At 45.9% G+C, this 13,120-nt stretch carries 12 protein-coding genes; 11 read left to right on the forward strand and 1 reads right to left on the reverse strand.

The annotated features are described in order from the left end of the window. Positions 1-23: 23 nt before the first annotated feature. The 7 genes from AC4E8B_RS02560 to AC4E8B_RS02590 all read left to right on the forward strand — a co-directional run bounded on the left by AC4E8B_RS02560 (position 24) and on the right by AC4E8B_RS02590 (position 6,301). Positions 24-1,214 carry a galactokinase gene (locus AC4E8B_RS02560; protein WP_490216815.1) on the forward strand — a complete coding sequence of 397 codons (1,191 nt, stop codon included), beginning with the start codon at positions 24-26 and terminating at the stop codon, positions 1,212-1,214. Beyond that, positions 1,211-2,200, forward strand: coding sequence for a UDP-glucose 4-epimerase GalE (galE, locus tag AC4E8B_RS02565; protein WP_490216816.1), 990 nt, complete (start codon positions 1,211-1,213; stop codon positions 2,198-2,200). Before AC4E8B_RS02560 ends, galE begins: the two co-directional genes overlap by 4 nt. 12 nt (positions 2,201-2,212) lie before the next feature. Next, positions 2,213-3,712, forward strand: coding sequence for a UDP-glucose--hexose-1-phosphate uridylyltransferase (gene galT / locus AC4E8B_RS02570; RefSeq protein ID WP_490216818.1), 1,500 nt, complete (start codon positions 2,213-2,215; stop codon positions 3,710-3,712). A 45-nt stretch (positions 3,713-3,757) separates the two neighbouring features. Further along, positions 3,758-4,816 carry an aldose epimerase family protein gene (locus AC4E8B_RS02575; RefSeq protein WP_490216819.1) on the forward strand — a complete coding sequence of 353 codons (1,059 nt, stop codon included), beginning with the start codon at positions 3,758-3,760 and terminating at the stop codon, positions 4,814-4,816. Positions 4,817-5,170: 354 nt separating this feature from the next. Beyond that, the gene (locus AC4E8B_RS02580) at positions 5,171-5,443 is read left to right on the forward strand and encodes a hypothetical protein (RefSeq protein ID WP_490216820.1); all 273 of its coding nucleotides are present in this window, start codon (positions 5,171-5,173) and stop codon (positions 5,441-5,443) included. 18 nt (positions 5,444-5,461) lie between these two features. Next, positions 5,462-6,019, forward strand: coding sequence for a GNAT family N-acetyltransferase (locus AC4E8B_RS02585; protein WP_490216821.1), 558 nt, complete (start codon positions 5,462-5,464; stop codon positions 6,017-6,019). A gap of 81 nt (positions 6,020-6,100) precedes the next feature. Beyond that, the gene (locus AC4E8B_RS02590; protein ID WP_490216822.1) at positions 6,101-6,301 is read left to right on the forward strand and encodes a transcription initiation factor TFIIIB; all 201 of its coding nucleotides are present in this window, start codon (positions 6,101-6,103) and stop codon (positions 6,299-6,301) included. Positions 6,302-6,405: 104 nt separating this feature from the next. Here AC4E8B_RS02590 and AC4E8B_RS02595 read toward each other — a convergent pair whose 3' ends face one another. After that, positions 6,406-6,597, reverse strand: a complete 192-nt coding sequence (locus AC4E8B_RS02595; RefSeq protein ID WP_490216824.1) for a hypothetical protein — start codon at positions 6,595-6,597, stop codon at positions 6,406-6,408. Between the two features lie 391 nt (positions 6,598-6,988). Between AC4E8B_RS02595 and AC4E8B_RS02600 the strand changes: the two genes are divergently transcribed. The 4 genes from AC4E8B_RS02600 (at position 6,989) to AC4E8B_RS02615 (ending at position 13,044) form a co-directional block, all read left to right on the forward strand. Then, positions 6,989-8,008, forward strand: a complete 1,020-nt coding sequence (locus tag AC4E8B_RS02600) for an NADP-dependent oxidoreductase (RefSeq protein WP_490216825.1) — start codon at positions 6,989-6,991, stop codon at positions 8,006-8,008. Positions 8,009-8,294: 286 nt separating this feature from the next. Beyond that, positions 8,295-9,827: a response regulator transcription factor gene (locus tag AC4E8B_RS02605; RefSeq protein ID WP_490216826.1), complete on the forward strand. Its 1,533-nt coding sequence runs from the start codon at positions 8,295-8,297 to the stop codon at positions 9,825-9,827. 13 nt (positions 9,828-9,840) lie between these two features. Further along, the gene (locus tag AC4E8B_RS02610) at positions 9,841-11,586 is read left to right on the forward strand and encodes a sensor histidine kinase (protein ID WP_490216827.1); all 1,746 of its coding nucleotides are present in this window, start codon (positions 9,841-9,843) and stop codon (positions 11,584-11,586) included. Positions 11,587-11,754: 168 nt separating this feature from the next. After that, on the forward strand, positions 11,755-13,044 hold the full coding sequence (locus AC4E8B_RS02615) for an ABC transporter substrate-binding protein (protein WP_490216829.1): 1,290 nt from the start codon (positions 11,755-11,757) through the stop codon (positions 13,042-13,044). Positions 13,045-13,120: the final 76 nt, after the last annotated feature.

The raw sequence follows: 13,120 nt of genomic DNA on the forward strand, positions 1-13,120 counted from the left end.
TTGTGAAAAAAGGAGACAACAATATGGAACATCAAACACTCATCAATGAATTTCAGACGATATACCCCAACTCTGGAGCTGGAGATACCCGGCTTTTTTTCTCCCCTGGGCGCATTAATTTAATTGGAGAGCATACCGACTATAATGGCGGCCATGTTTTCCCTTGTGCCATCACTTTTGGGACTTACGGAGCGGCGAAGAAGCGGAGCGACAGGCTGGTCAGGGTATATTCAAAGAATTTCCCGGATGCAGGCATTATCGAGTTTTCCCTGGATGGGCTGGAGTACAGAAAAGAGCATGGCTGGGCGAACTTTCCGAAAGGTATGATTGCTTATATAGAAGAAGCCGGATGGGGGCTTCCATCCGGAATGGATATAATCGTGTACGGCAACATTCCGAATGGCGCAGGACTCTCTTCATCTGCTTCACTGGAGATGCTGGTCGGGGTGATCGTTAATGAGCTTTTTGGGTTCAATATCAGCAGGACAGATCTTGTTAAGCTGGGGAAAAAAGTCGAGAACGAATTCATTGGCGTCAACAGCGGCATCATGGATCAATTTGCCATCGGCATGGGGCAAAACGGCAGTGCCATCCTGCTTGACTGCAATACCCTGAAGTATGAATATGCCCCTATTAATCTGGAAGGCTATCAGATTATGATCATGAACACAAATAAGCGCAGGGAGCTGGCTGATTCTAAATATAATGAGAGGCGGAGCGAGTGTGAGGCAGCACTTGCCCGGCTGCAGGCGAAACTCTCCATAACATCTCTCGGGGAATTATCAGAGGATGAATTTGAACAGCATAAGCACCTGATCGGGGATGAAGTTTTTCAAAAAAGGGCGAAGCATGCAGTCTATGAAAACCAGCGGACTCTAAAGGCATTCAAGGCTTTGCAGGAAGGGCGCCTTGAAGACTTTGGGAAGCTGATGAATGAGTCGCATCAGTCTCTGAAAGATGATTATGAAGTAACAGGCAAAGAGCTCGATGCTTTGGTGGAAGCGGCCTGGCAGCAGGAAGGCACCCTCGGGGCCCGGATGACTGGCGCAGGGTTTGGCGGCTGTGCGATTGCCATTGTTGAGAAAGATAAAGCCGCTTCTTTTATTGAAGAGGTTGGCAGTAAATATAAGGAAAGAATCGGCTATGCAGCAGATTTTTACGCAGCAAGTGTCGGTGATGGAACCAAGGAAATCATTTTGGAGGTGCAGGGATGAGTATTTTAATTCTTGGCGGTGCAGGATATATCGGTTCACATGCTGTTTATCAGCTGATCGATCAGAAATACGAAGCAGTGGTTGTCGACAGCCTGGAGACAGGCCACAGGGAAGCGGTTCACCCGGATGCCAAGTTTTATCAGGGGGACATCCGCGACAAGGAGTTTCTGCGCAGTGTTTTTAAGGATGAAAGCATTGACGGAGTCCTCCATTTTGCAGCCAATTCGCTTGTCGGCGAATCCATGGAAGACCCGCTGAAATACTTCAACAATAATGTGTACGGCACACAGGTGCTGCTCGAAGTGATGACTGAGTTCGATGTAAAGAATATTGTGTTCTCCTCGACCGCTGCCACTTATGGGGAACAGAAGACAATGCCGATTACGGAAGAGATGCCTGCCAATCCTACAAACGCCTATGGCGAGACCAAGCTGACGATGGAAAAAATCATGAAATGGTGCGAAGCGGCCCATGATTTGAAATATGTATCCCTCCGTTATTTCAATGTGGCGGGAGCTAGATCAACCGGAGAAATCGGCGAAGATCACCAGCCTGAGACCCATTTGATTCCGATTATTCTCCAGGTGGCCCTTGGACAGAGGGAACATATTTCAATCTTCGGCGATGATTATGATACAGAGGATGGAACCTGCATCCGTGATTATATTCATGTCGAGGATCTGATCGCCGCCCATCTGCTTGCCCTGCAATATCTGCAGAATGGCGGTAAAAGCGAGATCATCAATCTTGGAAGCGGGCAGGGCTTCTCTGTTAAGGAAATGATTGAAGCAGTCCGTGAGGTGACCGGGCATGAAATTCCGGCTAAAGTTGTTCCCAGAAGAAGCGGGGACCCAAGCACCCTCATCGCTTCCTCACTGAAAGCAAAAACAGTTCTCGGATGGAATCCGCAGAGAACAAGCATCAAGCAGATCATTGAAGATGCCTGGAGCTGGCATCAGGCGCATCCGCACGGCTATAACGATTAAGGAGGGCTCGGGATGGATGTATATACGAGCATAGAGACGCTGGTCAATAAGGCAGCTGCATTAGGCATGATTGAGCAGCGCGACAGAATATATGCACGAAATCAAATCATGTCTTTGCTTGGGCTAGTCGAGTATCCGGAACATGCCGAAGCAGTAGAAAAGACCATTCCTGATTTATTGGAAGACCTTATCGGGTTTGCAGCGGCTGAAGGCAGGATAGCCGGCCTTGAAAGCGATAAAGATATTCTTTCAAGCAAGATCATGGATGTGCTTGTTCCGAAGCCTTCTTATGTGAATAAAGAGTTCTATGAAAAATATGCGGAAAGCCCTGCAGAGGCTACCAGGTATTTTTACGACCTCAGCCGGAACAGCAACTATATCCAGACGAAAAGCATTGCAAGAAATATTAATTATAAAATTGCCACCGATTATGGCGATCTGGACATCACGATCAATCTTTCCAAGCCGGAGAAGGATCCGCAGCAGATAGCACGCGAACGGGAGATGAAGGTTGTTTCTTCGAATTATCCGAAGTGCCTGCTGTGTGCAGAAAATGAAGGATATGCAGGCCGTCCGGGACATCCGGCCCGCTCCAACCATCGGATCATCGACCTGGAGCTGTCTGATGAAGCGTGGTTTCTGCAATATTCCCCATATGTATATTACAACGAGCACTGTATTGTACTTTGCGGGGAGCACCGCGACATGAAGATCGACCGCAGCACTTTTGCGAGACTGCTGGAGTTCACAGGAAAGTTTCCGCATTATTTTCTTGGCTCCAATGCTGACTTGCCGATTGTTGGCGGATCTATACTCAGCCATGATCATTATCAGGGCGGCAATTATAAGTTTGCTATGGCGGGTGCAGATGAAATCGGCTCGTTCCAGCTAAGGCGTTTTCCTGGCATCAGCGCCAGCATGCTGAGATGGCCGTTATCGGTTATCCGCCTGAAAGGCAACAAACAGGAAGAGCTTGCAGACGCGGCAGAAATGATTCTTGAAGCCTGGAAACAGTACAGTGATGCAGCTGTGGAAATAGAAGCATTTACAGGAGAGACCAGGCATAATACCATTACACCGATTGCGAGAATGCGGGATGGCCTCTATGAACTGGATCTTGTCCTCAGGAACAACCGCACGAGCACTGAGCATCCGATCGGCATTTTCCATCCGCATGCCGATGTCCATCACATTAAAAAAGAGAACATTGGCTTGATTGAAGTCATGGGGCTTGCTGTTCTGCCTGCTAGATTGGAAAAGGAAATTCAGGAGATAGAAAAATATCTGCTGGGCCAGCCTGCAGAGGTAGAGGACTACCATTTGCCGTGGGCAGCTGAAATGAAAGAGAAATATGCGGCTAAGTTAACCGGGGAAACAGCCGGATCTATTATACGGAAAGAAATCGGGTATAAGTTTGTAAGGGTTCTCGAGGATGCAGGCGTGTTCAAGCAGACTGAATCGGGCCTGGCGGCATTCCGCAGGTTTGCTGATCTCCTGGCGGGACTTGATTGATTGGAATATTGAATTACATTTTTTAAAAGAATGGGAGTCTTGCAAATGAAGGCAGTTAGAGAGAAGTTTGCAGAGCCGGATGGACGGACAGTTTCCATCTTTACACTGGTGAATGAGCAGGGAATGGAGGTTTCCTGCCTCGATTATGGGTGTATCATCACGAAAATCCTTGTGCCGGACCGGGATGGGCGGATGGAAAATGTTGTTCTGGGCTTTGATACTCTGGAAGAGTACCAGCAGCATTCCCCATACTTTGGAGCAGTTTGCGGGCGCCATGCCGGGAGGATTGCCGGCGGGGAATTTGAGCTGAACGGGAAAACCTATAAGCTTGCCAAAAATAATGGCGGAAATAATCTTCACGGCGGCGTGGAAGGTTTTGATAAAAAGCTGTGGGATGCAGAAGTCACAGAAGGCCCGGATTCAGCAAGCGTCATCTTCCGGTACGTCAGCAAGGATGGCGAAGAAGGCTATCCAGGAAATCTTGAAATGAAGGTTACTTACACATTGAATGACCGGAACGAACTGGAGATCAGCTATGAAGGAACCAGTGATGAAGATACGATCGTCAATGTAACGAATCATTCGTATTTTAATCTGAGCGGAGATCTGAAAAGGGATATCCTCGATCATGAACTGACGCTTAAAAGCGGCCGGTTTGCGGAACTGAACGAAGCGCTCATACCGACCGGGGAGCTCCTGCCTGTCGATGGAACCGTATTTGATTTCACGAAAGGCCGGAAACTTAAGGATGGAAATACCTCGGAAAACCCGCAGAATATACGGGTCGGCAGCGGCTATGACCATCCGTTCCTGCTTGCTGAAAACGGGAATGAAGAAATCACCTTATTCGACGCAGAAAGCGGCCGGCGCCTTGTCGTGGAAACAGACCAGCCTGCCGTTGTCCTGTATACAAGCAATACACTGGAGGGGCCATTCTCCATAAGAGGCGTCAAAGCCAGCAATCATCTGGGGGTATGCCTGGAAACCCAGAGACTTCCTGATGCGGTGCATCACCCGGAATTTCCATCTTGTATTTTGAAAAAGGGAGAAAGTTTCCGGTCAGCTACTACCTTTAAATTCTCTCAAGAGCAGCAGGGAATCTAAGATTTGAGCCTGTACAGTCTGAACTGTGCAGGTTTTTTCTATTGGTGCAGAGAATTCTAAGGTTGGATTAATCGGTGTATCTGAGTTTTCTTATGAAACCAAAAGCAAAGCATTCTTATAGAAATCTGTTAAGCATTTAGGGCTGCTGTGTTAACTGGCTAACCCAAAGAGATTTCTGAAAATTTTTCCAGTAGGAATGCAACTTAATCGAATTTTCTACGTAATATAGAGACAGATATCCGGCTGAAAGGATTTTCTATATATCACGAAAACTTTAAACTTCTCTTAAATATTCCTTCAAATGCAATCCTTTTTAAAACAAATGTTTCCTATTCTAGAAGGGAGTTATGAGCAATGAAAAAGATAAAGCTGTTTGCTGGTCTGTTTTTAAGGGAGCCCCTATGGTTCAAGATTCTCATTGCAGGTTCTCTGCTTTTGTCTATTCTATTCAGCAGTTCTGTTTTTGCAGATGGAGGCGCATTCTTTCAAGGAACTTCTAAAATTTCGGCTGCGGTATTCTTCGGTGCCTGGGGGATAAAGCTTAAGGCAAGCCGGGGGGCTTCAGCTGCTTTATTTATAGCATCAGCAGTTTGCCTTGGCCTTGCAGCAGCGGCATTTTATCAATAGATTGGGGTTATCAAAAAGATGATAGAGATAAAGATTAGGAGACCTGTTTGCGAAGATATAGCAAGGTTAAATGATTTTTTCAGAATGGTCATCACCGATACATTTATCAAGGAAGGCATTGGCGGACTTTCCGAAGGTATGGAAAAAGAGATTGAATCAAAAAAAGAGTACGTGCAGCAGGATTTTTCAAGCCGGGGAGAGGGCCGTTATTTTTTGCTTGCAGAGGCGGAAGGAAGGTTGATTGGGACTGTTGAGTTTGGGCCGGCCAGCAGGCTGATTTTGGAGCACACCAATCAGGGGTACAGCCATTTATTTGAAGTTGGCACTGTTTTTGTTCATCCTGCTTGTCAGGGACAGGGTATTGGCAGCAGACTGCTGAGCAGCCTGTACCCAGTCTTTCATGAAAAGGGAATAAAGGAGTTTTGTCTGGACAGCGGGTATAAAAGAGCGCAGGAAATATGGAAGCGGAAATTCGGCCAGCCTGATGTTGTGATGAAGGATTATTGGGGCGGTGGTGCCCATCACATGATTTGGAAGCCAAGGGCGGAGGACCTGAAGAGAAGCGTTTTGGGATAGAGAAGTGACTCCAGATAGTGAAACTTTATCATGCCTCTTTCGTATTTTAATAAAAGAAAGATGAAAGAAGGAGGAGTCCTGATGAAAAAAATAGCCAGGGAATGTCCGAAATGCGGAGAAAAGGAATTGGGGAAAGGCAAGCAGAACGGCTATGCAGCCATAAGCCCTGAAAATAAGATGAGCTTTGGATCAACAGTTGAGCATATCATCTGCACTGGCTGCGGGTACATAATTGAAAGCTATGTTACAAAGCCGGAGAAGTTTAAGGGGACCATTTTCTAAAAGGATGCTGCCAGTGTCATTCACCGTGTGTGGACAAATTGCGGGTATCTGTCTTTTTGCGGTACCAGGCACGCGGAACGAGGAAAAGGCATGATCTCAACCGATCATGCCTTTTCCTGCTGCTTCCATTTATAGTAGTTGTAGCAGAACTGGCCAATGAAAACGAAGATCAGCAGGGCGGAAAGGGACAGCTTATAGATATTCTCAAAATCCGTGAGATAGAACATCAGGGTCAGGAGGAGAATGAGGAAAGGCAGCTCCCATAAGGAGCGAATCACTTTTCTCCTATGGCTCAATTGATAATAAGATAAATTAAATCCCTTGTCCTTCTTTTCTCCGTCCTTCGTAATATAGGATATAAAAGCAGAAAGAAATAAAACAATACAAAGATTAACAACAAGTAAGGTCGGCACAGGGGTTCACCTCATTTAAAGTTATCGCGGGGATGGAATGATTGTGATTACATATTTTCCCTTATGATTATATACGAACGAGCAGGCATTTGGTTTCACCGTGCCTAAGCAACCCTCCGTGGACAAAAGGCCGGAAACTGTCTCTTTACGGTGCCTGACACGGCGGGAGGAGCGCTGGGTATTTCGTCGGGATGTACGGATGCTGGCCCTTCAAGATTGAATCACCATTCACTGTTATGGTAAAGTGCAATTATCATTTAAGAGGAGGATGACCATGCTACCGAATACTCAGCAGCAAATTCAGCTTGCTTCACGTCCGAAGGGAACCCCTGTGAAGGATGATTTCCGGTTTATCGATATGAAGGTCGAGGAGCCGAAGGAAGGGGAAGTTCTGCTTCAGACGATTTATCTGTCGGTGGATCCTTATATGCGCGGGCGGATGTCTGATGCAAAATCTTATGTTGAGCCATTCAAGCTCGATGAGGCGCTTCACGGCGGAGGAGTGGCCAAGGTTGTAAAGTCCAATTCTGCACATTTCCATGAGGGGGACTATATTGTCGGGATGCTGCCATGGCAGGAGTATTCCATCGCTTCAGAAAAGGCAGTCCGCAAAATCGATTCCCAGTTTGCCCCCATTTCTACTCACCTTGGTATTTTAGGAATGCCAGGCTTGACTGCCTATTTTGGGCTTCTAGACATCGGGCAGCCGAAGGAGAACGAAACAGTTGTTGTTTCAGGCGCGGCAGGAGCCGTAGGGTCGGCGGTCGGCCAGATTGCTAAAATCAAGGGTGCCCGTGTTGTTGGGATTGCAGGGTCCGATGAGAAAATTTCTTATCTGAAGGATGAGCTTGGATTCGATGAAGCCATCAACTACAAAACAGCTGGCGATATCCGCAAGGCTTTGGAAAAGGCCTGTCCGGACGGCATTGATGTATACTTTGAAAATGTCGGCGGGGAAATTGGCGATGCAGCCATCAGCCTTTTGAACAAATTTGCAAGGGTGCCGGTATGCGGAGCTATCTCAGCGTATAACAAACAGGGCGAAGACACAGGTCCGCGTGTCCAGGGCCAGCTGATCAAAACGAGCGCCCTCATGAAAGGCTTCACAGTCGGAGATTATGCCAGCCGCTACAAAGAAGCAGCTGCCGATCTTGGCAAATGGGTCAGTGAAGGGAAGCTCAAGTACGAAGAAACCATAACAGAAGGATTTGATAATATCCTTGATGCCTTCCTTGGCCTTTTTGAAGGAAAGAATATGGGCAAGCAGCTGGTGAAGGTTGCGGAAGATAAATAAAAATGAACGTAGGGAAGCGCTGGTCCTGAGAGGACCGGCGCTTTTTAGTTTTTTCCTTAAAATGTACTTTTGTTGAATCCAGCGGTTTTTATGTAGAAAAAAGCAGAATTTATGTAGAATAATTCAGTTTTTATGTAGAAACTTTAAAAAATTTGGTGGAATCATATTCATTTCAGATAATCTATCGCTTTGACACATTCAAAACTAACTTCAATAAATATGAAAACGTTTCCGGTAATAATTTATAATAAAGAAAAACACAAATTCCTGCATGGAGGGGTCAATTATGCTGAAGGAAGAGCTGTGCAGAGTACTTATCGTGGATGACGAGGTTTTGATAAGGCAGGGAATCAAGCATTATATGGATTATGAGCAGGCCGGCTTTAAGATTGCGGGTGAAGCCTCGAACGGGCAGGAGGCGCTGGCCATGATTGAGGCAGTAAGGCCGCATATCATTCTGACAGACATTGTTATGCCGATTATGGATGGCGAGGAACTGACAAGGATAGTGACGGAGCGCTATCCTGATATAAAGATTATTGTATTGAGCAGCTATGGGGAATTCGATTATGTAAGGACGGCCTTCCAGAATGGGGCAGTTGACTATATCTTAAAACCAAAGCTCGATGCGGAAGCACTGCTGAAAGTGCTCCAGACAGCTGCCGGCAAAATTCCCTCCCTCATGCAGCCAGAGGGAACCAGAGGCCATTCGATAGAATCAGTGATAGAAAAGCTGGCTGCCGGCTATGAAGTGAAGTTAGACCAGCCGGCTATAGAAGAAAATTTTCCCTTCCCGGCCTTTTATCTGCTGGGAATAGAGGCTAAGCGTGCAGCGAAGACTGCAGCAGAGCTTGCCCGCCAAGTCAAAGCAGGTATCCATGAAAAGGCATTTAATGCGGCTGCAGTGCCATTTTTCACGGACGAAAGTATAGCAGGGATTTTAATCAATATGGAAGAGGAAGATGAGGCAGTGATTCTCCTTGCGATTGAGGAAGCTGCTGCTTCCGAAAATACAGCTGCCTTCGCGCTCAGCCGTAAATTTGAGAGTTTCTCCGAGCTCGGTGCTGTGTGGAAGGGCAGCATCCTGAAGCTGCTTCCCTATTATTTTTATTTTCCCGATAAGGGGATCTTACAGGAAGAAGAGCTGCCTGCTGCTTCTTCCGGCAGGATCGAGTTCAGCCTGGAGTGGTTTACAGAGGAATTCAAAAGCAGAAATGTCCATTCTGCCCTGGCCCACTTGAGTGAGCATGCGGCTTACCTGGCAAAGGGCAGATCTATCGAGCCTTTTGAGTTTAAAGCATTTTTGGGAAATATCATTTTTAATATTACGGTCATTCTTGGGAATATGGATGTTGAAGCCGGAGATCTCCAAAAGAAAAAATATGAATATTTTAAGGCTGTTGAAGATGCAGGAACTGCAAAGGAGGCGCTTGATGTCCTGGAGCGCTTTATCGGAGAGGTGGATGCTTCCCTTATTCCTGCTGAGAAACAAAACAGCATCACTATTAAAAAAATCATTGAATATATGAAAAAACATTATGCAGAGCCTATCACCCTGACGGAAGCTGCCAGGCACTTTCATTTTAATCCTTCCTATTTATCCAGCTACTTTTCCGCCCATAACGAGGGAAGCTTTATTGAGCAGCTGAATAAAATCAGGATTGAGGAAGCCTCAAAGCTGCTGCTGAAGGGGGAGGCTACAATATCAGAAATCAGCGGGCTGGTCGGTTTCTCTGATCACAGCTATTTCTGCAGGGTGTTTAAGAAAAGGACGGGGCTGTCGCCGAGCCAATATAAACGAAAATACTTTATGGGATAAGAGATGAGAGTTTATGAGACTTAACGGACTTTTTATGAAACAATTCCTTTTCACAGTGTTCATTATCATTTCGGTTTCGGCTGTGCTGACTGTGACAGTGGTCCGGATGTCTGAACAGTTCTTTATCGACAGGTTCAGCATCACTAATTCAAAGGTAATGAACCAGGTGAAGGACAGCTTTGAATCTTTTCACTATTCTATCGTTAATACTTCAAATGAAGTGCTCCAAAATGGGGCTGTCAAACGGATACTGAGTGAAAGAGAAACGGAATATGAACAGATGATTTCCTTTTTTAATATGTATCAGCAGATGAACCGGATTACATCATATCTGGATGCTTATGAGATAGGCATTGTGGTGACGGGCAAAAATGGGATGGATTATGCAACCGACCGGCCCTACTGGCCCATAACCGACGAGGAGCTGAGAAGGAGCGCGATCCGGAAGAATACGCTCCGGAATCCTAAGAGGCTTATGTATCAGTATGACTACAGGCCCGGAAAGGACATTGAATCGGATGACAGGAATTTCATCGTCGCATCAAGGGCAATCAGGGAGCCGATTTCAGGAAGGGATTTTGGGGAGCTGTATTTTGCCATCCAGGAAAAAGAATTCAAGAAGTTTTATGCCAGCTATACAAGCCCGGGAAATAATGTGTTCGTCACAAATAAATCGGGCGTTATTTTTTCCAGCAGCAGATCGGATTTGATTGGCCGGACATCGGCTGATCTCCGCCGCTATACTGAGGAATTGGAAGGAACTGAGCCTTATAAAGTAGGAGATTTCATGGGAAAGGAACACATTATCCTGATGGAATACCTGCCTTCCTTTGACTTATACCTGTTCAATATCATTGATAAAGAAGTGGCGTTCGGAGATTTGGTTGATAAAAGCGACATTGCCCAGATTGTTATTTTAATTGTAATCATCATATTATTTATTGTATTTTTTGCTTCCCGGAGGCTGACAAATTCTCTTTCAACCCTGGCAAGTCAGATTTCAGGAGCTGCCAAGCATGATTTTGTCCAGTATGTGACTGTGGGAGGTACCTATGAAACAAAGAAAATCGCCCATGCCTTCAACAGTATGCTGGACGAGCTTCATGACTATGTCGAGGAACTGATGCAGACGCAGAAGGAAAAGCGCAACGCCGAGCTGGCCGCGCTTCAGCAGCAGATCAACCCGCACTTCTTATATAATACGCTCACATCAATCAGATTTATGGTCCAGCAGGGCGGCAGGCAGGAGGCGGAAAACACTATCATGGCGCTTATATCGCTGCTCCAAAATACAATCGGCTCTCCAAGTGAAACGGTAACAGTCAAGCAGGAGCTCGAAAATCTTAAAAACTATGCTTTTATTAACCAAAAGCGTTATGGGGACCGAATCAAAACCAACTATTTTGCCTCTCCGGACTGTCTGGATGAGCCTATTCCCAACCTTATCCTCCAGCCTTTTATGGAAAATGCATTTTTCCATGCGTTCAATCGGAAGGACGGAGGCTATATCAATGTATTGATCTGGAAGGAGAACGGCAGCCTGATTTGCGAGGTAGTGGATAACGGTGATGGAATGGAGATTGAGGAAGATAAGCAAATGCCTGCTAAAAGCAAGCAGCAGCTTTTCACCGGTATAGGCGTGAGGAATGTTCATGAAAGGCTGCAGCTCATTTATGGGGATGATGCAGGTGTATCTATTTCCAGTAAAGCGGGAGACGGGACAACCATTCGCATTATGATACCGCTCTTAAAAGCTTGAAATCGTCCAAGTTTCTAAAAAAAATCCAAGGATCTGTAAATGAAAACGCATTCATAAAACAAAGATATTACAAATGTTAAGAAAAATCCTCCTAATACTTCCTTCCTTCGAAATGCTAGGATAAAGACAGAAAGATAACGCTTACAAAAAATGGACGGAGGGGAATCAATGAAAAAGCTGCTGGCCTTTTTATTAATCGGAGTATTGATGCTGTCTGCCTGTTCTTCCGGGTCAGATACTGAAGATGCTTCAGGAGAATCGAAAGATACAAATGAAATAACAGTGTGGGCATGGGATCCAAACTTCAACATCAAAGCACTTGAACTGGCAAAGGAAGCCTATCAGAAAGAGGACTCTGAGCTTGATGTCAAAATTGTTGAAAATGCACAGGCTGACATCATCCAAAAGCTGAACACAAGCTTGAGCTCAGGGACGACAAAAGGCCTTCCGAACATCGTCCTGATTGAGGACTATCGCGCACAAAGCTTCTTGCAGGCTTATCCTGATATGTTCTACGAAATGACAGATTCATTCAGTGCAGATGATTTCGCACAATATAAAATCGCTCCGACAAGCCTTGATGGCAAGAATTATGGACTTCCGTTTGATACAGGTGTAACAGGGCTCTATTTCAGGACAGATTACCTGGAGCAGGCCGGCTATACACCTGAAGATATTCAAGACATTGACTGGGACAAATATATTGAAATCGGCAAAAAAGTGAAAGAAGCTACAGGCAAGCATATGCTGACTCAAGACCCGAAAGATCTGGGCTTGATCCGCACAATGATTCAGTCAAGCGGATCATGGTATTTGAAAGAAGATGGAAAGACACCTGATTTGGCAGACAATGAAGCATTGAAAGAAGCTTTTGAGACATACAAGGCAATCCTGGATGCGGACCTTGTTAAGCCGGTTTCAGACTGGAGCCAGTTTGTTGCAGGCTTTAACAGCGGGGATGTGGCAACAGTGCCTTCAGGCAACTGGATCACGGCATCAATTAAAGCCGAAGCAGACCAGTCCGGAAAATGGACTGTAGCGGCTCAGCCGAAGCAGTCAGGCATTTCAGGATCAGTAAATGCCTCAAATCTCGGGGGAAGCTCATGGTACGTTCTGAATATCCCTGGTAAAGAGAAAGCAGCAGAATTCCTGACAAAGACTTTTGGATCCGATGCTGATTTTTATCAGACTCTGAACACGGAGATCGGTGCAATCGGAACTTACAAGCCGGCAGCAGAGGGAGAGGCGTATAAATCAGGCGACGACTTCTTCGGCGGCCAGGAGGTTATTTCTGACTTTGCTCAATGGACAGAGCAGATTCCTCAAGTAAACTATGGTTTGCACACTTATGCCATTGAAGATATCCTGGCAGTTGAAATGCAGAATTATCTGAAGGGCAAAGATTTGGATAAGGCACTTGAAGATGCACAGGCACAGGCAGAAGCGCAGATTCAATAAAACTAAATAAAATTAAGCCTCGGGAATTCGCCGGCTACTCCTTTCGGTTTAATGGAGCGAACTGATTATCAGGCGG

The organism is Bacillus sp. SRL543 (genome assembly GCF_984799205.1).

Coding starts and splice junctions, on each gene's coding strand:
- AC4E8B_RS02560 (WP_490216815.1), top strand. CDS start 24: ATGGAACATCAAACACTCATCAATGAATTTCAGACGATATACCCCAAC.
- galE (WP_490216816.1), top strand. CDS start 1,211: ATGAGTATTTTAATTCTTGGCGGTGCAGGATATATCGGTTCACATGCT.
- galT (WP_490216818.1), top strand. CDS start 2,213: ATGGATGTATATACGAGCATAGAGACGCTGGTCAATAAGGCAGCTGCA.
- AC4E8B_RS02575 (WP_490216819.1), top strand. CDS start 3,758: ATGAAGGCAGTTAGAGAGAAGTTTGCAGAGCCGGATGGACGGACAGTT.
- AC4E8B_RS02580 (WP_490216820.1), top strand. CDS start 5,171: ATGAAAAAGATAAAGCTGTTTGCTGGTCTGTTTTTAAGGGAGCCCCTA.
- AC4E8B_RS02585 (WP_490216821.1), top strand. CDS start 5,462: ATGATAGAGATAAAGATTAGGAGACCTGTTTGCGAAGATATAGCAAGG.
- AC4E8B_RS02590 (WP_490216822.1), top strand. CDS start 6,101: ATGAAAAAAATAGCCAGGGAATGTCCGAAATGCGGAGAAAAGGAATTG.
- AC4E8B_RS02600 (WP_490216825.1), top strand. CDS start 6,989: ATGCTACCGAATACTCAGCAGCAAATTCAGCTTGCTTCACGTCCGAAG.
- AC4E8B_RS02605 (WP_490216826.1), top strand. CDS start 8,295: ATGCTGAAGGAAGAGCTGTGCAGAGTACTTATCGTGGATGACGAGGTT.
- AC4E8B_RS02610 (WP_490216827.1), top strand. CDS start 9,841: ATGAGACTTAACGGACTTTTTATGAAACAATTCCTTTTCACAGTGTTC.
- AC4E8B_RS02615 (WP_490216829.1), top strand. CDS start 11,755: ATGAAAAAGCTGCTGGCCTTTTTATTAATCGGAGTATTGATGCTGTCT.